This window comes from Bacillus cytotoxicus NVH 391-98, assembly GCF_000017425.1.
In the GTDB taxonomy this organism is placed as follows: domain Bacteria; phylum Bacillota; class Bacilli; order Bacillales; family Bacillaceae_G; genus Bacillus_A; species Bacillus_A cytotoxicus.
This window is the reverse complement of the sequence record NC_009674.1, coordinates 1,741,930-1,764,911: the sequence shown is the minus strand read 5'-3', so window position 1 is coordinate 1,764,911 and position 22,982 is coordinate 1,741,930. Positions and strand designations below refer to the sequence as shown.

The window sequence follows — 22,982 nt, the reverse complement described above, 5'->3', positions numbered from 1 at the left end:
GTACCTAATTATGCGAAGAAGAAAAACCGTTATTTGGTATCTTTATCTATTTTTTCATATTTCTTGTTTTACAGCGTAAAGTGCTGCCTGTGTCCGATCTTCTACTTCCAGCTTTGCAAGCACATTTGAAACATGTGTTTTCACTGTTTGCTCTGTAATATGAAGCTCTACTGCAATTTCTTTATTACTTCTCCCTTTCGCAATTTCATAAAGAACTTCTTTCTCTTTTTGTTAACAATGACAAGCGATTCTGTTTCATCGCTTCCTTTCATATCATATGCAATTTCCTTCAACATTTTTAAACGCATTGTCTCCTTTTCTGTTGCTGTATCATCCATTTTTATCACCCAATAGCATTATAACATCACGAATTTTCTAAATACTACTTCAAAAAAAAAGAAGCTGAATTGCTCAGCTTCTTTATTCTATATCAATAATATTTCTATTTTGTTTCACTTGATTAGATTTTGGTAACTCGATTGTTAACACACCATCTTTAAATTTTGCTTTTACATTTTCATTTTCTACGCCGTTAAATGTAAAACGACGAATAAATGAACCTGTAGAGCGCTCTTTACGAATATATGTGCCATGTTCATTTTTTTCTTCTACTTCATGATTTTGAGTCGCTTGAATTGTTAACATATCGTTTTCAAAGTCAACTTGAATGTTTTCTTTTTGAAATCCTGGTAAATCTGCTTCCACTACATATTTATCAGAATCCTCTTGAACATCTACTTTAAAAGTATTCATGTTCATTGGTTTAAAGAAAGCATCTGTCATCATCTCAAATAAAGAAGGCCCAAATTCTGCAACACCATTTCTACGATTTGTTAATTCCGGAAATAAATCACGCATATTTCATTCCTCCTTATAAGATATGAATGAAAGATTAACTCTTTCTGTCTTTATTATATCAAATAGTCAAAAAAGGTCAAACTATTTGCTTGATTATTTGATTATGTACTTTTTTCCATTATTTCTTTATTATACGGTATGTGAAATTCAAGATCTCACTAAAAAGAATCACGTTTGTGGGATCTTGAATGATAGACAAGAATAAGACACTAAAACATATGAACACAACGGTATGATAGTAGTACCGTAACTCACGAACCTATACGGTCTGTCGTGAGAGTGGTGATGGCACACCGCAATCTTGCACGTCAGCGATACCAGAAATGGACTTCGCCTTTAGTAGCAAGAATCCCACTAACTTTTAGGGGCGGGCGTGTCAAATGATAGGAAAGTCAATGAAGAAAATAAAAAAATTCCGCCAGAAACGGAATTTTTCACTTTAATCATCCTCTATAACATGTATTACCTTCTCCACCAGTTATGTTTTAGCTTGTGATTTCACCCATTTTCTATTCAATGATTTCAGTATGAAAACAAAGTTTCATGTGATTGATCATGGCTTCACCAAGGTCAGTAAATGTTGCGACGCCTCGCTTATGTATTGCTGTTTGAAATCCTTCTGCATCTGCTCCAGCTATTGTCAAAAAGTCACAAATGTCCGTACATACTCCAACAGTATGCACTTTTTCCACTTCCAAGTTTTTCAAAGTAGCGGCCAAATCTGTTTTAAAGAATGCATTATAATTTGTTTTTGGGACATAAATTACATTTTCGTTTCCTTTATTTTCTTGATACCATTCATATAATTCACCATATAATTGTTGCCCTTCTGTATTCACAATATTATGGGGCGTCCATAATTGAAAATGAGGATCATCAGGCTGGTGCGCATCCATTGTAACAACAACAATATTCTCTTCTTCTAAAAAGCGAGTTGCTAATTCTGTAATATACGGTACAATTTGTTGCGCTGGTTTACCAGCAGTTAAAGATCCATTATCCGCTACAAAATCATTACTCATATCTACAATTAATAAAGCCTCTTTCCCCATATCCCTTCAACTCCTACTGTCAAATAGATTTTCACTCTGTCTTTGTACTGTTTTTTCAAACCTAATTTTAAACCCTACACTGTTTCATAAACGTTCTACTTGCTCGCATCTCGATTTGTTTCATACTAAACAATAGAAAACGTGCTTTTACGACGTCATATGTTGTATTCGACACTTTCAAACAAAATACCTACAAACATGATAACGATTCTAATCATTATGTCCCTTTCATTCTATATATAAAAAAAGTACACTACCTGTGTAAGTAATGTACTTTTTTTATATATTTTGTTAAGATGCTGGCTGCGTTTCAAAATTCGCTTGTTTGAAACTTACAACGTTTCCTTTTGGATCATTGTTCTCAAATTGTACTGCTGTAACTGTATGATGCCCAGTCTCTAATGTTGTTTGTTTTAATGCCACTGTTGTCTGCGTTACACTCGTAACTTGGTATTTGTCTGCAAATATATCATCTACGAATACAAACGTTTCTTTATCACTTTGAAAATTAGTGAGCTCTACCTCAACTTGTTGTATTAAAGTATCTTTCTTCACAAACACGGTTGGTACATTTCCGTTTTCCGAAGTACCATCTGGCGTAATGACTTTTACTTCTCCTTCCCCCATCGGACTTACTCCTTTAGGAAAAGGAATTAAATTTTCATCACTTGCATTTACAACTTGTTCTTCTTTCACAGACTGCACTTCTTTCATTTCATTTTGCGCAGTACATCCGATAAGCAATAAAGCAGACAATCCAGCGATTATGAATTTTTTCAAAATCCATTCCCCCTGTCTATTGGTCCCTTTCGTTTATTATACAAAAATAGTTTTATGTTCTAAAATTCATTTTTAACACTTACGTGAACAAACTTGTTTATTCGCGATTACTATATCATACTTTCTTTTTTAACAATATTACATTTTTCAAGAAATTTGTGGAACCTCCTCTTTCTATTTCATTTTAACCCATTTTATTTAGGAAATATTCATATGAGAAAAAGAAAACAGACATTGATCAAAGCAATGTCTGTTTTACCATATCATCCTTAAAAAATGAATTTTGTAATCTCTTTTACTTCTTTTCGTGCGAGCTTCCTTGGATGATCTTTTGGATATCCTAATGCAATCACCATATTCATTTGTTTTTCTCGCTCTATTTGTAAATACTCTCGTAATTCATTTTGCGCCAACAGCACCGGCCCTGTCATCGGACATGTGCCTAGCCCTCTTGCATGTGCTGCTAACATTAAGTTTTGTGCTGCTAAGCAGCTGCTTTTCATTCCTTCTTCTGCCCATACTGCCTCTGGAACAAACGAAATAGGATCAAATATTTTTTCGCGAAATTTAGATTCATACGGTGTTGCTAAACATATAATTAGCACCGGTGCATCAGAAAATGCCGTTGCATATGGTCCAAAGGAACGCGTGAGCAGTTTTCCTGCTTTCTCTTGACCGTTCTTTGCAGCTTGATCAGCCAATTTATGTAATGCTTCCCATGTCATATTCTCAATATCTTTAATTTTATCTCGATTCATAATCACAATAAATTCCCATGTTTGAGAGTTTGTATCACTTGGTGCATAGCGAGCACAATCAATAATTTCCTCTATGTCCTGAACAGATACTTCTTGTTCTGTAAACTTCCGTATACTTCGTCGGCCATGAACTATTTCTTTAAATATTTCATAATTCATATGATAATGTCCCCTTTTATAACGTTTTCAAAAGTCATCCTATTCCTTGCATTATATCACGAAAAAAAGCTGGGAGAATATCGAGGCCACTGAAAAACTTACGTTTTTCGGTTTATAAACCGGATACAAAACAAGAAAGGCGACTTTTCATTCAATTTTGAATGAAAAGTCGTCTTTCTCTTTATCCTTTTTTACTTTGTTTCTTTCATCAAGGTTAGGATTCGTTTTAAATTGACAGCGAATATAGCCATTGCACCTTGCAGTTGCATACCAATCAGACCCGAGGAAGATGCCACATCATACCCGTGTCTATGCTTAAGTTCACTACTTTTCGCTTCAATTTTATAACGCTCTTTCCCCTTTTCTTTAAAATATGCACTTTCTTGAAATGCTTGTTGTTCCTTATGTTCAGTGGATTTAATTGTCACAGAATATGTTTTACTTTTAGCGCCTTCCTTGTAACACCCACTTTTGAATGGACATACTTTGCATTTTTCAATATCAAAATAGTAGGTATGACTTTGACTATTGTTTGTTCCCTTTTTCCCCGTACGTGCTCTACGAACAGCCATATGTCCAGCTTTACAGACATACATACCCGCATCTTTATTAAACTCAAATTCATCTTCTTTTTTACGTGGCCCTTGTGTCACAATAGGGTTTAATTTCGATACTAATTGTAATTGATTTTGGTTGGCATATTGAATATTATTTTTCTCAGAATAAGCAGTATCTCCAATAACTGTATCAATTTCCATTCCTGTTTCACGACTTTTTTCAATCAATATTTGAAGGTATTTTCCATCGCTTTTTTCACCCGTTGTAATCACCGCAGCTGTAATGATGCGTTCTTCATTCATCGCAATATGTGTTTTGTAACCAAAGAAAGAAGAATCCGCTGTTTTATGTCCAATTCGCGCATCAGGATCTTGCGAAAATTGGAGGTGTTCTTGGTGATCTTCTACGATTTCTTTTAAATAATTCAGTTTCTCTTTCACATTTGGATATTCACGAATGATTTCCTCTTTTTCTACTGTTTCAATTACTTTTTGACAATATTCAAGTTCGTCACTTAAGTCATCTGTCATTGTTTTTGGTGGGAACTTTTCCTTCATTCCTTCGTCAACTTGATAAACAGCTTTGCGGAGTAATTTGGATTTCTCCATTAAAAATTCTTTCGGCGATTTTTGATTGAAGCGTGCTTTTGTATGCGTGGCATCAACAATAATAGATTTATTTTTAATCAAGTTTTTTTCGAGTGCAATTTCCACTGTTTTTTGAATGAGCATGTCAAGTAACCCTACATCTGTCAGACGAAGCTTGCGGAACTTCGTTAATGAACTAGGGTCAATGACCATATCTTCTGGTGCCATATCTAAAAAATATTTAAAGGACATATCGTATTTTGAGCGTTCCACAACATCTACATCGGATAAATCAAAAATAGATTTTAGTAATAAATATTTAAACATACGAACAGGCGGCACTGCATTGCGACCGTTATCGAGACAATATTTATCTTGTAGTTCTTCTAAAACAAAAGAAAAGTCTACCAGTTCATTCAATTGACGAAGCATATTATCCTTTGGTACAACGATATCGTAAATCGCCATAAATGGACTGAGGTTAAGAGATTGTTGATTAGAAATCATCCGAGACACCACCTAGAATTAGTACAATCATTATACATGAAAAAAGCGAAAGCTTCCTCGATTATATCGAGAAAGCTTTCGCTTTTTAAACTGGGAGGACTTTTTCAGTGGCCTCAGAATATCCAGCTTCTTTTTTCTTGCAATACTTAATTTGTTACCTTTAAAGGGGCAATACTTTCTTCATAAGCGGCTTGTAATTTTTTTGTCACAGGTCCTCTTTCTCCATTTCGAAATTGCTCATTTCCTATTTGAACAACTGGAAATATTTCAAGAGGGGTTGCAGTAAAAAAACATTCATCCGCTTCATAAACTTCCTGCAAAGAAAATTCTCTCTCCTCCACTTCAATACGTAAAGACTTTGCCAACGAAATCACATGATGACGGGTAATTCCATGTAAAATAAACTGATTAGCAGGATGTGTAATTAATCTATTATTCTTTACGATAAAGAAATTAGAATGACACCCTTCCGTAACAACTCCATCTCGAACCAGTATCGCTTCTTGATATCCTTGCTCATGAATTTTATTTTTAATCATAATGTTAGGAAGCAGATTTAAGGATTTAATATGGCACAACTTCCAGCGAATATCTTCTTCTACCGTAACTTTTATTCCTTCTTCCATTGTCTGAGTAGGTCTTGGATATGGAACAATGTTTGCAAAATACGTAGCTTGTAAATTCGAGTCGTATACATGATCTCGAGGCTGAACACCTCGTGAAATTTGAAGATATACATTCCCATCTTCCTTACATTGATTTTTCTCAATCAATTGTTGAAGTTGCTCGATAAGTTCTTCTTTTGTAAAAGGGGGAATCAAATGAATTTCTTTCATAGATGTAAAAAATCTTTCCAAATGTAACTCTAGTAAATGTGGCTTTCCGTTATACAATCGAAACACTTCGTAAATTCCATCTCCAAACTGCAATCCTCGCTCTTCTAACTCTATCGTCGGCCTTTCTTGCTTTGTATTTACAATTCTTCCATTAAATAAAATCCATTCTTTATAAACACCTGTCAATTCCTTCACCTCTTTACAGCATATTACTTCTATTGTACACCTACTCCCCTTTAACAAAAACAATTTTCTGATATTTCAATCTATAAAATACATACTGAAAATGGATTGCGGTCTCTATCCTTCCCTTCAATATCCCCGCTCTCTTCCTTTCTTCTATCTATACTAGGAATCCATACACTTTCATGTATATACGAAAACCGCCTTATATATGGCGGTTGTTATCATCTCTGTTTAACCAATTTAAAATAAATATGTAAGACTGATAATGAGTATGGCGTATACAAAATAGACAAAATAAAATGAGAAGCCCAATTCCGCTATATAATAAGCCAAATTTCAAAATAATACTTAACAGCGGTGGAAAATGAATAATATTTTGCACCAAAAATAAAGTAATTAGTAAAACGAAAAAAAACGGAGTATATTGCCATTCGCACGGCTTGCGTTTTATTCGCATATTTCTTCGCATAAAAAGTTGGCACATTTCTGCAATAAAAAAGCAACTCCCTATTAATACAAGACCGGTTGTTATCGACATTCCCCCACCTGCCTTACATTTATTTAAGTGTTAAAAACGTTTTATGTATCTATTTTCGTCTAACGTAAAGCCTACTCCTTCAAGAAAAGCTCTTGCTTTATCATTTACATTTTGGATTGCTACTTTTATCTCTTTTATTTGTCTATGTTTTATCATCTCCTCAAATGTAAAATAAGCATTCGTACCATATCCATAACCTTGATAATCAAAATGAATGACAAAATGAGATAATTGTGCACTTTTATCTTGAACGACATAACCAATTACGCCAATATATGTATCATCAGCTTTTATACAATATTGCACGTCTTCTGTCTCTAAGCCGTGGGAAGCAAACATTTCCTTAACTACTTCTTTTGTACCTGCATTCACTTTTTCAAATGTAATCATACATTGTCCATCCTTTTATTCTTATTGTATCAAGTATAGTGTGTATTTATGAAAAAAACCTTAAGATCAAACGTGACCTTAAGGTTTTTTTAAATTAAACTAAGCTATATGCACGCTTTGTTTCTTCATGGAATTTATTTGTATCATATTTATGTTCAACAAAGATTTGATGCCATACCATAAATGCTAATACTGTCCAAATTTTACGGCTATAATCGCCTTGATCCGCACAATGCGCTTCTAGTAAGTTTAATACATATTGCTTATCGATTAAATGCTCTGTTTTGCTTTCTTTAATGATATTAACAGCCCAGTCGTGCATTTCATCTTTTAACCAGTGACGAATTGGCACCGGGAATCCTAGTTTCTTACGATCTAACACATGATCTGGAACAATTCCACGTACCGCTTCACGTAAAATTGCTTTTGTTGTTCCGTTAGCGATTTTTAATTCTGTCGGAATTTTTGAAGCAACGTCAAATACTTCTTTATCTAAAAATGGTACACGAAGCTCTAATGAATTTGCCATTGTCATTTTATCCGCTTTTAATAAAATGTCTCCACGTAACCATGTGTACATGTCAATATATTGCATTTTACTTACATCATCATAATCTTTAATTTCATTATACAATGGTTTCGTGACATCCATATAGTTAATACTTTCATTGTAGTGCTTCATGAATACTGCTTTTTCTTCTTCACGGAAGATTTTCGCATTGCCATAGTAACGCTCTTCAATTGGTGTACATCCACGCTCTAGGAAGCTTTTTCCTTTAAATCCTTCTTTCAGTGCTCCGCTCAAAGCTTTTAAAACAGCTTTTCCTGGAGTAGGAATGTAAGAGAACATTTTTAAAGAATTGGGCTCACGATAAATATTATATCCACCAAACAGTTCGTCTGAACCTTCACCAGAAAGAACAACTGTTACATGTTTACGCGCTTCTTTTGCAACGAAGTACAATGGTACTGCTGCTGGATCCGCTAATGGATCATCCATATGCCACATAATTTTCGGGAATTCATTCATAAACTCTTGTGGTGTTACAAATACACTATAGTTTTTCACACCTAACTTCTCAGCAGTTTCCCTCGCTACGTCTACTTCACTAAAGCCGCGACGTTCAAAACCAACAGAGAACGTTAGAAGATTTGGATTCATTTCTTTTGCAATAGAAGCAATAATAGATGAATCAATACCACCAGATAAGAATGAACCTACTGGTACATCACTGCGCATATGCACTTTTACTGAATCATATAGTACATCGCGAATCGCTTGAATATGCTCTTCTTTCGTTGCGTTTGAAGCCTTGAAATATGGCTTCCAGTAACGATGAATCTCCATCTCTTTACCAATTTCTTTTACAAAATAATGGCCAGGTTCAATTTTATTGATATCTGTTGTCAATGTTTCTGGTTCTGGACCATATTGGTACGTAAAGTAATGTTGTAGCGAAGTTGGATTTACACCTTTATCTTGCATAACATGCATAATACTTTTCTTTTCAGATGCAAAGAATGTTGTATCCCCTTCTGTTGCGATGTAAAGAGGTTTGATGCCGAAATGATCACGCGCTCCGAAAAGTTTTTTCTCTTCACGATCCCAAATCATAAAGGCAAACATACCGCGAAGGTAATCCACACACTTTTCTTTCATATGTGCATATAACGCAATAATTACTTCAGTGTCAGATTGCGTTGCGAATGTTGCCCCTTTCTCTAGTAACATTTCTCGCAATTCTACATAGTTGTAAATTTCACCATTAAAAATAATTACATATCGATCATTTTCATAAGTTAGCGGCTGATGTCCTGCCTCTAAGTCAATGATACTTAAACGGCGGAAGCCAAATTGTACATGCTCATCACGAAAATACCCTTCGTCATCTGGACCACGATGGAAAATAATCGTGTTCATATTTTCAAATTGATGTTTTTCTGTTTCTGAAAACTCTCTAGGGTTTTCACATAAACATCCTACAAAACCACACATACTTCTTACCCTCTTTCAGTTTTCATTCTGTTTCTATACTACTATATCAACCCTATTTATACTAGCATAATCAACTTAATATGGCGACAAAAACTATAAAAAAATCACTCCGTTTCGCATTTTTAGTATTTTTTTATATAAACCTGAAAAATACGCACTCACATTTCTCCACTTTTGTCATATGATATTGCAAATTGATTTCTAGGAGGGATCGTCATGAGCGAAGAGCAAAAAGAGTCGTCTTCACGTCCACCAGCCCGAAATTACTTGAAACAAATTGATGATTTTTTCGAGCAGACACCTCTTCGTAACGTAATTGCTGATTTGAATCATTTTTTCCAAAAGGGAAATCGTTTATTAACATTCCCCGTTGATTTATATGAAGCTGGTGAAGAACTTGTTGTTACAGCTGAACTTCCAGGTGTCCAAAAAGAACAAATACAAATCGAAATGCAAAGCGAATACTTAAAGATTTCTGTAACTGAAGATATTCTTGAAGAAACAGAAGACAAAGCTTCGCATAATTATTATCGTCGTGAACGCTCTGTTTCAGAATCTTCTCGTATGATTAAATTACCCTATTTAATAAATAAAAAGACCGCAAAAGCTACTTATCAAAATGGTGTATTAGAAATTCGTGTCCTAAAGCTTCCGCAGCAACATGATATTTTATCCATCGATTAATTTACAAGTGAATGTATTTTAAAAAGAAGGATGCTGAGCATCCTTCTTTTAATCCAATAGCCGTTTCATATCACGCAATATATCTTCATATGGAGTATTACTAATTCCACTATACTTTTTCATTACTTTCCCATTTTGATCAATTAGATAAAATGATGTTACATGAACAACCTGCCCATTTTCTGGCTTTTCAACAAGTGCTTGAAAATTTTCTTTTGAGAATTTTTTTATATCTTCTAACGAATACCCTGTTAATAAGTTCCAATTACTTGTGTCATCTGTAAATTTTTGTATAAATGTTTTTAAATTCTCCGGCTTATCTACTTCAGGGTCTACGCTAAACGAAACAAATTGAACATCTAATTTTTGTTCTTTTGCCATTTTTTGCAATTTCGCCATATTGGCAGTCATCGGTGGACAAACTGTTTGGCAATTCGTAAACATAAAGTCAGCTACCCATACTTTTCCCTTTAAATCTTTTGTTCCAAATTGTTTTCCATCTTGATTTATATATTGAAAAGTTTCTAAATCCCAATTTAATGGTTTACGGAGTTTTGATCCTGAGCCGCATCCTGCAAGTATAAAGAAGCAAAAAACAACTATGAGACCAATCAGCTTTTGATAACGCTTCATTTTCAACCCTCTCTTCTCTTTCCTTAATATGTATTTTAAGTTTATCATAACAAAAGTAAACACTATGAGAAAATTGTTTATCCTATTTGTTCACGAAATCGTACGAATTTATAGATATTCGTTTCATTTGCAAGTAAATAACTGGACAAACATTTCATTATTTACTAATATTATTCCCTTACAATATCTTCACATTGCATACTTCCAACAAATACATGCTTATTTTGTAAAGAAGTTCAAACCATTCTTTACAAGTTTTTAATGATTCATCAATGCTTTCCACTGTTTTCCTTTACAAGATTTCGGTACAATACAACTAAAAAGATTTTAAATGAGGTGATGTTCATGGCGAAACGCTACGAAAACATGGATACCGTTAGTACAAAAAAATCGATTCGTTCGTTTTTAAAGTGGCGAAGAGAACGTAATTTAAGTAAAAAAGATTTTTCATTTCTCGTGGAACAATCACCTGTAAAGCAAGTTGAATTTTTACGAATGAACAATGAACAAACGACTATTACATGGATCGGACATTCCACTTTCTTCATTCAAACAAACGGATTAAATATTTTAACGGATCCTGTCTGGGCAAAAAAATTAAAGTTTATACCGCGACTTACAGAGCCCGGACTCTCACTACAAGAACTACCTAATATCGACATTGTGCTTATCTCACATGGTCATTACGACCATTTAGACTTTTCAACACTCCGCCAACTAGACAATGATGTTCTATATTTAGTACCTGCGGGACTTAAAAAATTATTTTTACGAAAGAAGTTCACGCGTGTAGAAGAATATAACTGGTGGGAATCTACAACAATTGATGAAGTCTCATTCCATTTTGTTCCATCTCAACACTGGACGAGACGATCATTGTTTGATATGAATACTTCTCACTGGGGAGGTTGGATAATTCACAATGAAACAGCGGACGAAACCATTTATTTCTGTGGAGATAGTGGCTATTTTCGAGGATTTAAGGAAATTGGAAAACGCTTCTCAATCGATGTCGCACTCATGCCTATAGGTGCCTATGAACCAGAGTGGTTTATGAAAGTCTCTCATGTCTCACCTGAGGAAGCCGTACAAGCCTATTTAGATGTGAATGCAACTCACTTCATTCCTATGCATTATGGAGCATTTGCGCTTGCAGATGAAACGCCGAGGGAAGCTATCACACGCCTTCGCAATAATTGGAATTTGCGTATGTTACCTTGGGAACACTTACATGTGCTATTTCTTGGGCAAACATTTCTATATTCTTCCGTACCAAAACAGGCAGAAACTAAAAAAATTTTAGAACCTTTCCAAGCATAGCCTTTTTTCTTGAAAATATATTATATAGAAAAAAGCGGAAGGTGCTTAGATGAAAGAATACTTACAAACACGATTTATCATTAGTGGAAGTGCTTGTATAGCTCTGCTTATTTCTTATTTTTTATACAATTAAAAAAAGCTACTTGAATAAAAATTTCAAGTAGCTTTTTTCTACTCAGCTAAATACATAAAACCGATTGCTCCTGGTCCTGTATGCGTACTGATAATTGGTGTTGTATAGAGAATCTCTGCCTGTGCAAATCCGCTTACTTTCTCAACAGCAGCTTTTACACTTTCTGCAAGCGAAAGTGCTTTTGCATGTGGAATTGCTACTGCCTTCACAGTCTTTCCAGCTATATCTTGTTCAAACAATTTCGCTAATGTTTTTACAATTTGTCCTTGGCTACGTACTTTCGTAACAGGATTATAAACTCCATCTTCAAGGCTAGCAATTGGTTTAATATTTAATAATGAACCAATGAAGGCTTTCCCCTTTCCGATGCGTCCACCTTTCACTAAATTTTCTAGCGTATCTACAACAACATATAAACGAGTGTTTTTTCTTACTTCATCAAGACGATTTAAAATTTCTTCTAATGAACGACCTGCTTGTACCATCTTGGCTGCCTCAAGAACTTGATACGCTAAACCATGAGAAATAAATTGAGAATCGACAACTGTTACTTTTGTGTCTGTCATGGATGCTGCGCTATTTGCGGTTGCAACTGTACCGCTCATCCCACCCGTCATATGAATGGAAAGAACTTGGCTACCATCTTCTCCTAATTTTTCATACATTTCAACAAATGATCCCATAGCAGGTTGTGATGTTTTTGGTAATTCCTCTGACTTCAACATTTCTTCAATAAATTCATCTGGTTGTATATCTATTCTATCTAAATATGTTTGTCCATTTACAGAAATAGATAATGGGATTACATGAATATCATATCTCTCAATCACATCTTGTGATAAATCTGCCGTTGAATCTGTTACAATTTTAATTTTTTGCATATTTTGCTTCTTCCCTTTCCAATACGCTCTCCTTGTTATTATACTAGTATTCCTAATGCTTTCAACCATTTGAAAGCATTTTTCTGTAAAAAATCTTCTCTTTTATGCCCAAAAAGAAAACGGCAGAGCTCATTTGCTCTGCCAATAGTTCCATCATGCATTTTTTTCAAGTGTATTTGCTCGATATACATTTGCGTAATCATTCCACTTTAAACAACTTTGTAAATATTCTCGGAAAGAGTATGAGACCCTCGGGTGTTTTTGTTTTTGAATTTTTGTGATAAATAATTGGAGGCGCGACTGAATCAGAAACGCTAATGGATGATGTGCTTGTAGAACCGGTATTTCGAATATTTTAATACAATTTCCTGTTGAATGAGTAAAGTAAAAACTTTTCATAATCACAATATCAATCCTCTTTTTTATTGGATTTGTAACTTCAGTATAAACTTACAAAGGTGAAAAGTTTGTCTAAATTTCGGAGATTCTATAATTTTTTTCTTTTTTATATTGTATGCGATTATAAACATAGTATAACAAATACACTCAAAAAGTGCCTTTATAATGAGGCACTTTTTGAGTGTATTTCTTCTCTTCTTTGCTTCCTTCTACTTGTAAATTTAGATATAGCAATACTTATTTCATAAATACAAATAAGAGGTACAGCCACTAAGCTATGTGATAAAAAATCAGGTGGCGATATACAAGCAGCAAGAATGATTAATATAACGTAAGCATATCTTCTGACTTTTTGCAGAAATTCCGCTGTTAATAAACCTATGCTTGTTAAAAACATAACAATGACTGGTAATTCAAATATAACCGCAAATGGAATTGTTAAATTTAATACAAAATGAAAATATTTTTCTGTCGTAAACATCGTATAAAACATTTCATTTCCAATTGTTGTTAAAAAATGAAATAAAAATGGCATTACAATAAAATATCCAAAACATAAACCCGCTATAAATAATACAAATAATACAGGAATATACATTAATGTCATTTTCTGCTCACGCGGATGTAATCCCGGTTTTACAAACAACCAAATTTGCATTGTTGCAATTGGAATTGTACAAACAATGGCGAATACAGTAGCAATCGAGAAAAAGATCCATAATACGTCACTCGGACCGAGAACTGTCAGCTTCATCGGTAAATCTTTTACTAACCAAAAATAAATATCTTTCGTAAAAACAAAACCGACTATTAAAAATACGATAAATGATAAAACAGTAATTATTAGACGTTTTCGAAGTTCTACGATATGTTCTACTATACTCATCTCTCGATCTTCCATCTCGTTCACCACACTTCTCTCACCCAATCTAGCAAAAATTCTACTACACTCTCTCGTTGAAATCGACTTTCATATATCGATCATACTCCTTGACTATAAAAACAAGAAAAGCATTTCTAAAAAACACTCTCCTTTTCTATGCATAGACGTTCTTCCTATCTAAGAAATATTTCATATCACGTTTTACTATGATTTATTTTTTCTCTTTCTCCTGAAATGCATCATCCGTTAACTCTCGCGTCGATTTTTTAAATTCTTTTAATGTTTCACCCAAAGACCTTCCGATTTCTGGTAATTTTTTCGGACCAAATAATATAAGTATGGCTACTAAAATTAAAATTAATCCCGGAAAACCAATATTTGATAACATTTCCTCATCCCCTTTTCACTCGATTTTTCCCTTCTACTATCCCATAACCTCATTTTGTCAAAAAATTTCGTAAACGTCAACGAATCTATTATATTTTGTCAAAAAAATTAAAAAATATAATCAATTATACAAATTTTATTTCCTATTTTTATTGCATATGATATGTTTAAAGAGATAGTAATTGATTTTATCGATGGAAGGGATTAATTATGACACAAAAGATAACTAAAATGACACAGTTCGTAAAAGAAGAAATTGCGAATGCGATTACTCACGGAATTGGTGCTATTTTAAGTATACCCGCATTAATCATATTAATTATCCATGCTTCAAAGCACGGTACAGCTTCTGCCGTTATCGCTTTTACAGTCTATGGCGTAAGCATGTTTCTACTATATTTATTTTCAACATTATTACATAGCATTCACCATCCAAAAGTTGAAAAACTCTTTACCATTTTAGATCACTCTGCTATTTACTTATTAATAGCCGGAACATATACACCTTTTTTACTCATTACGCTACGAGGCCCTCTTGGCTGGACACTTCTTGCCATTATTTGGGCATTAGCAATCGGGGGGATTCTCTTTAAGATTTTCTTTGTACGCCGCTTTATTAAAATGTCAACACTTTGCTACATTATTATGGGATGGCTTATTATAGTAGCTATTAAACCCCTGTATGAAAACTTAACTGGACATGGATTTTCTCTCCTTTTAATTGGGGGGATTCTCTATTCAGTCGGTGCTATTTTCTTCCTGTGGGAAAAACTACCGTTCAATCATGCAATATGGCATCTATTCGTATTAGGCGGTAGTACAATGATGTTCTTCTGCGTATTATTTTACGTTTTACCTGTCGCATAAAAAAACTCTCAGCTTTTTCAAGCTGAGAGTTTTTTTATTACTTATGTAATTGAGCAGCAATCATATCCTTTGTATACTGCGTTAATTCTTTAACATCCATACTTCCATATTGCTCAGGTGTAATTGGTTTTGAAATAGTAAGCGTTACATGTGCTGGTTTCAGTCTATTTCCATTCTCTTCAAACATCTTATATGTCCCCTCTATCGTGACTGGTAAAATAGCTACTCCCGATTTGATTGCAAGGTGAAAACTCCCTGCTTTAAACTCACCTATTTCGCCGCCTTTACTGCGTGTTCCTTCTGGAAAAATTACGAGAGAGTGACCCTTTTTTAATCGTTCAATCCCCTCTTTAATCGCTTGAAGAGATTGACGGCGATTACTGCGATCCATAAACACACAATTCATTAATTCCATCCAAGCTGGTACAATCGGAATTTTTTTTATTTCTGCCTTTGAAACAAATCCAATCGGCTTATTTAAATATCCTAGTAAAACAGGGATATCCATATTACTTTGATGATTACTTACAACAAGTACCGGTTGATCTTTCGGTACATTTTCAAGACCTTTCACTTCTACAGTCGATCCAGCTCCAGCTGCACGAACCATCTTTTTTCCAAACCAATTTGTTGTTTTATATACAAGGCGATCTTTCTCTTGTGGCGATAGTGTATTTACTTTCTTTTGAATGCGCCACAATCTCGGTGTAATACCGATTACAATTACAATTAAATATAAAGCTTTAAAAAACGTTTGAATCATACAAAACCCCCACCTATTATCATTCCGTCCTTCATTATACTAGACAAACGAGGGAAAAAGAAGAAAAAATGTCCAAACGACAAGCGTTTGGACATTTTTGAGTTTTCTATATTAGAAACGTTTTGCTAATTCACGTGCTTTAGCAATTGCTGCTTCTTTAATTTCTTGTGCTTTTTCAGGATTTGCATTCATCCCTTCGACTGCAAGATATTCTGTGTCAGATACACCGATAAATCCTAATACGGTATTTAAGTGTTGACGACCAAAGTCTACTGCTGCATAGTCACCTTCAGAGTAAATGCCACCTGTAGCTTGGATATGAAGTGCTTTTTTACCTTCTAATAATCCTACTGGACCATTTTCAGTATATTTAAACGTTTTACCTGCAATAGCAATATTATCTAAGTATGCTTTCATTACTGGTGGGTAACCGAAGTTCCACATTGGTGTTACAAATACATAACGATCTGCATTCATAAATGTTTCTAAGTTTGTGTTCATTGCTACAATTTTTTGTTGTTGATTTTCAGTTAATGCTTCAAAACCTTCACCTGCTGCAAATTTGCCCCAAGCTGCAAATACATCTGCATCAATTACTGGTACTGTTGTGTGAAATAAATCGATTGTTATAACTTCATGTTGTGGGTTTTCATTTTTATATGCTTCGATAAAAGCTTCTCCTACTGCCATACCGAAAGATGTTTCTGCTGAATTTGGATTTGCTGTAATAAATAGAACTTTTGTCATTATATTCTCTCCCTTTATACATTTATCTTTAATTTGAGATTTGTTTTTTAAAAGTAAATTACTTACCTTATGTAAGTATAATACAAAAAGGCTTCTCCTTTGTCAACAAAAATAGTAACTTTTTTTTCGTAAGTTAATAAGTTATTTAGTTTTACTATATCCCATTATAACAACTTTATAATATTATCCTTAAAAAAGCTATCTCTACTTTAAATAGAGATAGCTCCTCTCGTTATCTATCACTTTTGAAAAACATGCTTTACTTTCTCAGCTGGAATATTGCTTCCACCCCGCCCTTTTACATCTTCAATCATCATTGTAACAATCATGTCAGGTGCATTTAAATCAAAAGCAGCGAACCATCCAAGTTCTTTACCTTCTGCATCTTTTGCTGCCTTTAACTCAGCCGTTCCTGTTTTTCCAGCAAGAGTCATGCCATCAATTTTAGCAATTTTCCCTGTACCATCTGGGTCATTAATAACTTTTGTTAATGCTGTTTTTAATATATCTTGGTTTTCTTTAGAAATGACATTCTCTTTCCAAGCCTTTGGTAGTTTCTCTGTCTTGATAAGGTGCGGTGAAGGTATCGTTCCATCATTTACAATTGGTGCATATGTGAAAGCTAAATGAAGAGGCGTCATTAATACTTGACCTTGTCCATACCCTGTATCCGCCATTTGAATATCATTTTTCATTCCATCATTCACAATTTTTGAAACTGGGAACCCGTACTCAATTGGTAATTTCTCATCAAATCCGAATTTTTTTGCTTCATTTATAAATTTATCTTTCCCAATTTTTAATGCTTGCTGTGCAAAATAAATGTTATCAGAATACTTCATCGCTTTGTCAAAATCAATTGGACTTGCATCTTTTACACGTGTTACATAATAGTTACCCCATGAGGAATCTTTCGTCCATTTCAATCCTTCAATTTTTAATTCTTCCTTCGGATCAATTGTTTTTGTTTCAAGACCAATTGCACCTGTAATAGGCTTAAATACAGAACCTGGTACAGCTAACTGTGTAAATCGGTTCGTCATCGGCTTTTTCAGGTCATTAGCCCAAGCTTCACGTTGCGCTTTTGAAACTCCTCTTACAATGATATTCGGATTATAAGCTGGGCTACTAACAAGTGCGATTGTCTCACCACTTTTCGGATTAATGGCCGCACTTGAGCCTGCTTCTCCTTTCATTTCATTATAAATTTTTTCTTGAATCGTACTATCAATTGTTAAATTGATATTTTCACCATCTACCGCTTCCGTTTTCACCAATGTTTTGATTTCTTTCCCTTGCGCATCTTCCATAAAGACACGCCCACCTTTTTTACCACGTAGCTTTTCTTCAAACACTTGCTCTAAACCAGCTTTTCCAACTGGATCATCCGCTTGATAGCCCTTTTTCGCAAGTTTCTTTAAATCATCAGCATTTACTTTTCCAATATAACCAGTTAAATGTGCCGCCGCTTCTCCTAATGGATATGTACGAACATCTACAGGACGAGTTACAACACCCGGTAAGTCAATAAAATCATTTTGAGTAGCTCCCTCTTGTAAAATGCCAATTGGCACAAGGTAATCTGATTTTACCCATTTTGCATTTAATTTTTGATCGATTTCTTCCACAGACATATTTAATAGTTTCGCAATCGCTTCTTTTGTCTGTGCTGCATTATACTCTAATTTACCAGGAACAATGCTTACTTGAGATGCTTTTCCATTTATGGCAAGCCCTTTCCCGTTGCGATCATAAATTTCACCGCGTTTTGCTTGGAATGTTTGCATACGGATTTTGCTATCTTTTGTCATCCCTGGAAAGATAAAATCAGGAGTCCAGTCTATTTTCCAAACTTCTTTATCCCCACTTTTTTCTTTTACCATTTTCGCTTCGTGTGAAAATGAAATATTTCCACCAACAGTATCCATACTTACTTTAAAATGTACAGGTCCTTTGCCTTCTTGTTCCTTATTTCCCTCACCTGTTTCTACCTTTAAGTTTTTCACCTCAATACCCGCATAAATTTTCTCGTATTTCTCAGTAAATTCTTTTTTAGAAATTTTCTTTTTTGCATTTTCTGATAGTTGATCATACATCTCAGCGAACTTTTGCTTATTCCACGCTTTGGCATATGTATGAAATGCCTCTACTGGCGTTTCTTCTTTGCCACAGCCAACTAAGACCAACATGAAACAAAGAAAAAGAGCCCCCCATATTTTTTTCAAACTATTCTCCTCCTCCTAGTAAGCAACGAAATACACACTCTCTTTCATAATAATATATAGTAAAAGGCACATGCTCGTTCTCATTATAGCATCTTCAAAGCAATTTCAGAAACTTTCATCTAACCATGTAAATAAAAAGATTGATGCAAATAAACATATTCACATCAATCCTTTTTATTATTGTTTCTTTTCATATATATGATAGTAATATGTGTACGGGTTCTTCTCGTCCGTTACACCTTTCTCTACAAACACTTCTTTCCACTCTTTCATATCGATTTCTGGAAAGAATGTATCACCTTCAAAGGCATGATGAATCTTCGTTATATATAACTTATCCACATACGGTAAGAATAGCTCGTAAATTTGCGCTCCACCAAAAACAAAGATTTCCTCTTCATTTTTACAAAGTTCAAACACTTCCTCCACAGAATGAGCAATCTCACAACCTTCCACGTAATAATCCGTATTGCGTGTAACAATAATATTTCGTCTTCCAGGAAGCGGTCTTCCAATGGCTTCATAATTTTTTCTTCCCATAATGAGAGGGTGTCCCATTGTTGTTTTTTTCACGTATTGTAACTCGCTTGGTAAATGCCAAGGCAACTTATTATCTTTACCAATTACTCGATTTTCATCCATTGCAACCATAAATGAAATAATCATCTTTTCATCTCCTCTTACAATCAGACTGCAACTGGTGCTTTAATTGCTGGATGCGGGTCATATCCTTCTATTGTTAAATCACCCATTTCAAAATCAAAAACAGATTTCACATCTGAATTTAATTTTAATGTTGGAAATGGACGTGGTTCACGTGCTAATTGCTTCTTCACTTGTTCAAAATGATTTGTGTAAATATGTGCATCGCCAATTGTATGAACAAACTCTCCTACTGCAAGGCCACACTCATGAGCAATTAAATGCGTTAACAGCGAATAGCTTGCAATATTAAATGGAATACCTAAGAAAATATCTCCACTTCGTTGATATAATTGACAAGAAAGCTTTCCATCTGCTACATAAAATTGGAATAATGTATGGCATGGAGGAAGTGCCATATTTGGTACATCTTCAGGATTCCATGCCGAAACAATTAAGCGGCGAGAATCCGGTGTTTTCTTAATCATTTCAATTACATCTTTTAATTGATCAATCGTTTCACCTGCAGCCGTTTTCCAAGCGCGCCACTGCTTGCCATATACATCTCCTAAATAACCATACTTCCGCGCAAATTCATCATCTTCTAATACATTCTTTTTAAAGATTTCCATTTGCTCATCGTATTGTGTTTTAAATGCTTCATCTTCTTGTGAGCGCAGTCCGAAATTCGTCATGTCCGGCCCTTTATATTCATCACTTTCTACCCAGTTTTTAAACGCCCATTCATTCCAAATATTATTATTATGTTGCAATAAATAACGAATATTGGTATCACCTTTCATAAACCAAAGTAACTCACTTGCAACAAGACGAAATGGCACTCGCTTTGTCGTTAATAAGGGAAACCCTTTACTAAGGTCAAAGCGCATTTGATATCCAAATACAGATACCGTCCCTGTTCCTGTACGATCTTCTTTCTTTGTACCATGCTCCATGACATGGCGGCATAAATTTAAATATTCATATTCAGCATGTTTCATATATAAGAAAAACCCTCTTTCGCATCTATATCTATATGGAGTTTATCATATTAAAAACAATCATGCATACATTTACAAAGTTCTCACCCAAAATATTTATATTTTAAATTAGTTTAAATATCGAATTTTTCTAAATAATAACTTTATTGATCATTAAAAATTTCTTAATTTTTCCACATCCAAAAGGCTTTCACTCTCAATGATAGAAATACTAGCATGGGAAGAAAAAATATATTTGGAGGTTAAAGCGATGGCGAAAATTGAAACCCCTGTTATAGGAAACTTACAAACGAAAGTTAAAATGATGATGAACGATTTACACGTCCCCGGCGCTGCTATAGCAGTAATAAAAGATGGCGAGGTTATGATTTCGGAGGGATTTGGTTATCGAAATGTAGAAAAAGGAGAAGCTGTTACACCGAAAACACTCTTCGCAATTGGTTCCGCAACGAAAGCATTTGGCACCTTTTCATTAAGCTTACTAGCGCAACAAAACAAATTTTCATGGGACGCTCCTGTTCAATCTTACATCCCAACCTTCTCTTTATCGGATGTTTTTGCTACATCTCAAGTTACAGGACGTGATTTAGCTTCTCACCGAACAGGAGTAAATCGTCATGATACGCTTTGGTACAATTCTTCTGTAACTCGACAAGATATCGTGGAACAAATAAAGTATTTATCCCTTGATGCACCATTTCGCACGACATTTTTATATAACAATTTAATGTATGTAACCATTAGTTATCTTGTGGAAAAAATCACAAGTCGGTCATGGGAACAATACGTTACAGAACATATTTTAGAACCTCTCAATATGCAGCAAACAAACTTTTCTGTCACAGACTTACAAAATACAGATAATTATGCATTACCTTATATTGAAAATGAGGGCGAAATAAAAGAAATTCCGTTCCGCAATATCGATACGGTAGGCGCCGCAGGATGTATAAATTCTACAATTGAAGATATGGCAAATTGGGTGCTTCTTCACTTAAATCATGGAAAAATCGGAGAACAGCAATTACTCTCTAATGAATACTTACAAGATATGTATATACCGCACACGCCAATTCCAGATCACCCCATTTTATCCACTCCTGAATCTCCATTGAACGGCTATGGACTTGGTTGGTTTATTAGCGCCTATCGTGGTTATAAACTGATTCACCATGGCGGCAATATTGATGGATTTACGTCGCTTATATCCTTTATGCCAAACGAAAATATAGGAATGATCGTATTAACAAACTCTGGAAATACATTACTTCCTATTTATCTTACAAACTATATTTACGATAAACTACTCGGTTTAGAAAACATAGATTGGCATAAACGTGCAGTAGAAGATAGTGAAAAAATGAAAGAAATGATGAAAGAGCCAATTGAATCGCTGCCTGAGCAAGTAAAAGGGACGGTACCTTCTCACAAATTAGATGACTATACTGGAACATTTAAGCATCCTGCATATGGCCTGTTAACTGTATACAAACAAGGTGACTCGTTATATGTACAATTTATGGATATAGAAATGCAACTGCAACATTATCATTACGACATATTCGTTACTACAGTTACCTTGTTCCAAACAAAAATGAATATATTATTCGCCTATGACATCAATATACACGGTGAGTTTCCTACTTTGCAATTACACTTACCACAAATGTTAAGTACTGAGCCTCTTACATTTACAAAAAGAACGTGAATGACCTAAATCATAGAGGGAATCCTTGTTTCCCTCTATGATTTTATAATCAAAATCGTATCTTATATTTCTACATTAAGTGTATAAGCAACCTCTACTATAAATCCATTTGGATCATAAAAATCTATCGTATAGTATCCCTCTGCATAATGATTCATTTCAATCGGTCCACGAATTACCACTACTTCTGCACTTCTAACAAATTTTGCCACTTCATCAACTACGTTCCTACTAATAGCCTGATAACAAATATGTCTTGGTCCTAATGTCCTTACAATCCTTTCATCTACTTCCTTAAAATATATTTCAGTACGTCCCGTACTAAATGCATATTTGTTTAACTGTCGCCACCCAATGATAGCGAACAATTTACTATAAAACAGCATAGACTCCTCTAAATTTGCTACCCAAAATTCAATATGATGAATACCGGGTTCAAACTGTGTCATCTCCTTCTCTCCCCCTTATTTTCTCCTTAAATCAGTCTAACGATAAAGGTATTCA

General features: G+C 34.5%; 24 protein-coding genes and 1 pseudogene. 4 read left to right on the top strand and 21 right to left on the bottom strand.

Features of this window, described 5'->3' with window-relative positions; all coding sequences use genetic code 11:
• Positions 1-54: 54 nt before the first annotated feature.
• From BCER98_RS20860 to asnB, 10 genes and pseudogenes are all read right to left on the bottom strand, one after another.
• Positions 55-253, bottom strand: a pseudogene (locus BCER98_RS20860) (response regulator transcription factor); the annotation flags it as partial.
• Positions 254-420: 167 nt separating this feature from the next.
• Positions 421-858 (bottom strand): Hsp20/alpha crystallin family protein, encoded by a 438-nt coding sequence (locus BCER98_RS08640; RefSeq protein WP_012094145.1) that lies wholly within the window; start codon positions 856-858, stop codon positions 421-423.
• Positions 859-1,367: 509 nt separating this feature from the next.
• The gene (locus BCER98_RS08635; protein WP_012094144.1) at positions 1,368-1,910 is read right to left on the bottom strand and encodes a cysteine hydrolase family protein; all 543 of its coding nucleotides are present in this window, start codon (positions 1,908-1,910) and stop codon (positions 1,368-1,370) included.
• Positions 1,911-2,201: 291 nt separating this feature from the next.
• Positions 2,202-2,690: a hypothetical protein gene (locus BCER98_RS08630; RefSeq protein WP_012094143.1), complete on the bottom strand. Its 489-nt coding sequence runs from the start codon at positions 2,688-2,690 to the stop codon at positions 2,202-2,204.
• Between the two features lie 269 nt (positions 2,691-2,959).
• The gene (locus tag BCER98_RS08625) at positions 2,960-3,607 is read right to left on the bottom strand and encodes a nitroreductase family protein (RefSeq protein WP_012094142.1); all 648 of its coding nucleotides are present in this window, start codon (positions 3,605-3,607) and stop codon (positions 2,960-2,962) included.
• A gap of 191 nt (positions 3,608-3,798) precedes the next feature.
• Positions 3,799-5,259, bottom strand: a complete 1,461-nt coding sequence (locus BCER98_RS08620; protein ID WP_012094141.1) for an IS1182-like element ISBcy1 family transposase — start codon at positions 5,257-5,259, stop codon at positions 3,799-3,801.
• Between the two features lie 146 nt (positions 5,260-5,405).
• Positions 5,406-6,281, bottom strand: coding sequence for a D-amino-acid transaminase (gene dat, locus BCER98_RS08615; protein WP_012094140.1), 876 nt, complete (start codon positions 6,279-6,281; stop codon positions 5,406-5,408).
• A gap of 202 nt (positions 6,282-6,483) precedes the next feature.
• Positions 6,484-6,819 (bottom strand): hypothetical protein, encoded by a 336-nt coding sequence (locus tag BCER98_RS22965; RefSeq protein ID WP_012094139.1) that lies wholly within the window; start codon positions 6,817-6,819, stop codon positions 6,484-6,486.
• 30 nt (positions 6,820-6,849) lie between these two features.
• Entirely contained in the window at positions 6,850-7,209 is a 360-nt protein-coding gene (locus BCER98_RS08610) for a GNAT family N-acetyltransferase (protein ID WP_012094138.1), read from the bottom strand.
• A gap of 94 nt (positions 7,210-7,303) precedes the next feature.
• Complete coding sequence (gene asnB / locus BCER98_RS08605; protein WP_012094137.1) at positions 7,304-9,205, bottom strand: asparagine synthase (glutamine-hydrolyzing); 1,902 nt, start codon at positions 9,203-9,205, stop codon at positions 7,304-7,306.
• A 216-nt stretch (positions 9,206-9,421) separates the two neighbouring features.
• On the opposite strand from asnB, the gene BCER98_RS08600 reads away from it, so the two are divergent.
• Complete coding sequence (locus tag BCER98_RS08600; RefSeq protein ID WP_012094136.1) at positions 9,422-9,889, top strand: Hsp20/alpha crystallin family protein; 468 nt, start codon at positions 9,422-9,424, stop codon at positions 9,887-9,889.
• Between the two features lie 48 nt (positions 9,890-9,937).
• On the opposite strand, the gene BCER98_RS08595 is transcribed toward BCER98_RS08600, so the two are convergent.
• Entirely contained in the window at positions 9,938-10,522 is a 585-nt protein-coding gene (locus BCER98_RS08595; RefSeq protein WP_012094135.1) for an SCO family protein, read from the bottom strand.
• Positions 10,523-10,867: 345 nt separating this feature from the next.
• On the opposite strand from BCER98_RS08595, the gene BCER98_RS08590 reads away from it, so the two are divergent.
• Complete coding sequence (locus BCER98_RS08590; RefSeq protein WP_012094134.1) at positions 10,868-11,842, top strand: MBL fold metallo-hydrolase; 975 nt, start codon at positions 10,868-10,870, stop codon at positions 11,840-11,842.
• Between the two features lie 171 nt (positions 11,843-12,013).
• Here BCER98_RS08590 and BCER98_RS08585 read toward each other — a convergent pair whose 3' ends face one another.
• The 4 genes from BCER98_RS08585 to BCER98_RS08570 all read right to left on the bottom strand — a co-directional run bounded on the left by BCER98_RS08585 (position 12,014) and on the right by BCER98_RS08570 (position 14,526).
• The gene (locus BCER98_RS08585) at positions 12,014-12,856 is read right to left on the bottom strand and encodes a DegV family protein (RefSeq protein ID WP_012094133.1); all 843 of its coding nucleotides are present in this window, start codon (positions 12,854-12,856) and stop codon (positions 12,014-12,016) included.
• 153 nt (positions 12,857-13,009) lie between these two features.
• Complete coding sequence (locus BCER98_RS08580) at positions 13,010-13,261, bottom strand: DUF2535 family protein (protein WP_012094132.1); 252 nt, start codon at positions 13,259-13,261, stop codon at positions 13,010-13,012.
• A 154-nt stretch (positions 13,262-13,415) separates the two neighbouring features.
• A complete protein-coding gene (tatC, locus tag BCER98_RS08575; protein WP_012094131.1) occupies positions 13,416-14,156 on the bottom strand; it encodes a twin-arginine translocase subunit TatC in 741 nt (246 codons plus the stop codon).
• Positions 14,157-14,349: 193 nt separating this feature from the next.
• On the bottom strand, positions 14,350-14,526 hold the full coding sequence (locus tag BCER98_RS08570; protein ID WP_012094130.1) for a twin-arginine translocase TatA/TatE family subunit: 177 nt from the start codon (positions 14,524-14,526) through the stop codon (positions 14,350-14,352).
• A gap of 209 nt (positions 14,527-14,735) precedes the next feature.
• Here BCER98_RS08570 and trhA point away from each other — a divergent pair, with 209 nt between their 5' ends.
• Positions 14,736-15,392 (top strand): PAQR family membrane homeostasis protein TrhA, encoded by a 657-nt coding sequence (trhA, locus tag BCER98_RS08565; RefSeq protein ID WP_012094129.1) that lies wholly within the window; start codon positions 14,736-14,738, stop codon positions 15,390-15,392.
• A 37-nt stretch (positions 15,393-15,429) separates the two neighbouring features.
• Here trhA and BCER98_RS08560 read toward each other — a convergent pair whose 3' ends face one another.
• From BCER98_RS08560 to BCER98_RS08540, 5 genes are all read right to left on the bottom strand, one after another.
• Positions 15,430-16,155 (bottom strand): lysophospholipid acyltransferase family protein, encoded by a 726-nt coding sequence (locus BCER98_RS08560; protein WP_012094128.1) that lies wholly within the window; start codon positions 16,153-16,155, stop codon positions 15,430-15,432.
• Between the two features lie 111 nt (positions 16,156-16,266).
• Entirely contained in the window at positions 16,267-16,902 is a 636-nt protein-coding gene (locus BCER98_RS08555; protein ID WP_012094127.1) for an FMN-dependent NADH-azoreductase, read from the bottom strand.
• A 239-nt stretch (positions 16,903-17,141) separates the two neighbouring features.
• Entirely contained in the window at positions 17,142-19,127 is a 1,986-nt protein-coding gene (locus BCER98_RS08550) for a penicillin-binding transpeptidase domain-containing protein (protein WP_012094126.1), read from the bottom strand.
• Positions 19,128-19,304: 177 nt separating this feature from the next.
• Complete coding sequence (locus BCER98_RS08545; protein WP_012094125.1) at positions 19,305-19,793, bottom strand: dihydrofolate reductase; 489 nt, start codon at positions 19,791-19,793, stop codon at positions 19,305-19,307.
• Positions 19,794-19,813: 20 nt separating this feature from the next.
• On the bottom strand, positions 19,814-20,770 hold the full coding sequence (locus tag BCER98_RS08540; RefSeq protein WP_012094124.1) for a thymidylate synthase: 957 nt from the start codon (positions 20,768-20,770) through the stop codon (positions 19,814-19,816).
• A 250-nt stretch (positions 20,771-21,020) separates the two neighbouring features.
• Between BCER98_RS08540 and BCER98_RS08535 the strand changes: the two genes are divergently transcribed.
• On the top strand, positions 21,021-22,478 hold the full coding sequence (locus BCER98_RS08535; protein ID WP_012094123.1) for a serine hydrolase: 1,458 nt from the start codon (positions 21,021-21,023) through the stop codon (positions 22,476-22,478).
• A 62-nt stretch (positions 22,479-22,540) separates the two neighbouring features.
• On the opposite strand, the gene BCER98_RS08530 is transcribed toward BCER98_RS08535, so the two are convergent.
• The gene (locus BCER98_RS08530; RefSeq protein ID WP_012094122.1) at positions 22,541-22,927 is read right to left on the bottom strand and encodes a VOC family protein; all 387 of its coding nucleotides are present in this window, start codon (positions 22,925-22,927) and stop codon (positions 22,541-22,543) included.
• Positions 22,928-22,982: the final 55 nt, after the last annotated feature.

Excerpts from the sequence above, each read along its gene's own strand:
- BCER98_RS08640 (WP_012094145.1), bottom strand. The coding sequence starts at position 858 with ATGCGTGATTTATTTCCGGAATTAACAAATCGTAGAAATGGTGTTGCA.
- BCER98_RS08555 (WP_012094127.1), bottom strand. The coding sequence starts at position 16,902 with ATGACAAAAGTTCTATTTATTACAGCAAATCCAAATTCAGCAGAAACA.
- BCER98_RS08530 (WP_012094122.1), bottom strand. The coding sequence starts at position 22,927 with ATGACACAGTTTGAACCCGGTATTCATCATATTGAATTTTGGGTAGCA.
- BCER98_RS08585 (WP_012094133.1), bottom strand. The coding sequence starts at position 12,856 with ATGCAAAAAATTAAAATTGTAACAGATTCAACGGCAGATTTATCACAA.
- BCER98_RS08620 (WP_012094141.1), bottom strand. The coding sequence starts at position 5,259 with ATGATTTCTAATCAACAATCTCTTAACCTCAGTCCATTTATGGCGATT.
- tatC (WP_012094131.1), bottom strand. The coding sequence starts at position 14,156 with ATGGAAGATCGAGAGATGAGTATAGTAGAACATATCGTAGAACTTCGA.
- asnB (WP_012094137.1), bottom strand. The coding sequence starts at position 9,205 with ATGTGTGGTTTTGTAGGATGTTTATGTGAAAACCCTAGAGAGTTTTCA.
- BCER98_RS08600 (WP_012094136.1), top strand. The coding sequence starts at position 9,422 with ATGAGCGAAGAGCAAAAAGAGTCGTCTTCACGTCCACCAGCCCGAAAT.
- BCER98_RS08535 (WP_012094123.1), top strand. The coding sequence starts at position 21,021 with ATGGCGAAAATTGAAACCCCTGTTATAGGAAACTTACAAACGAAAGTT.
- BCER98_RS08570 (WP_012094130.1), bottom strand. The coding sequence starts at position 14,526 with ATGTTATCAAATATTGGTTTTCCGGGATTAATTTTAATTTTAGTAGCC.
- BCER98_RS08610 (WP_012094138.1), bottom strand. The coding sequence starts at position 7,209 with ATGATTACATTTGAAAAAGTGAATGCAGGTACAAAAGAAGTAGTTAAG.
- BCER98_RS08560 (WP_012094128.1), bottom strand. The coding sequence starts at position 16,155 with ATGATTCAAACGTTTTTTAAAGCTTTATATTTAATTGTAATTGTAATC.
- BCER98_RS08635 (WP_012094144.1), bottom strand. The coding sequence starts at position 1,910 with ATGGGGAAAGAGGCTTTATTAATTGTAGATATGAGTAATGATTTTGTA.
- trhA (WP_012094129.1), top strand. The coding sequence starts at position 14,736 with ATGACACAAAAGATAACTAAAATGACACAGTTCGTAAAAGAAGAAATT.
- BCER98_RS22965 (WP_012094139.1), bottom strand. The coding sequence starts at position 6,819 with ATGTCGATAACAACCGGTCTTGTATTAATAGGGAGTTGCTTTTTTATT.
- BCER98_RS08540 (WP_012094124.1), bottom strand. The coding sequence starts at position 20,770 with ATGAAACATGCTGAATATGAATATTTAAATTTATGCCGCCATGTCATG.
- BCER98_RS08545 (WP_012094125.1), bottom strand. The coding sequence starts at position 19,793 with ATGATTATTTCATTTATGGTTGCAATGGATGAAAATCGAGTAATTGGT.
- BCER98_RS08625 (WP_012094142.1), bottom strand. The coding sequence starts at position 3,607 with ATGAATTATGAAATATTTAAAGAAATAGTTCATGGCCGACGAAGTATA.
- BCER98_RS08595 (WP_012094135.1), bottom strand. The coding sequence starts at position 10,522 with ATGAAGCGTTATCAAAAGCTGATTGGTCTCATAGTTGTTTTTTGCTTC.
- BCER98_RS08590 (WP_012094134.1), top strand. The coding sequence starts at position 10,868 with ATGGCGAAACGCTACGAAAACATGGATACCGTTAGTACAAAAAAATCG.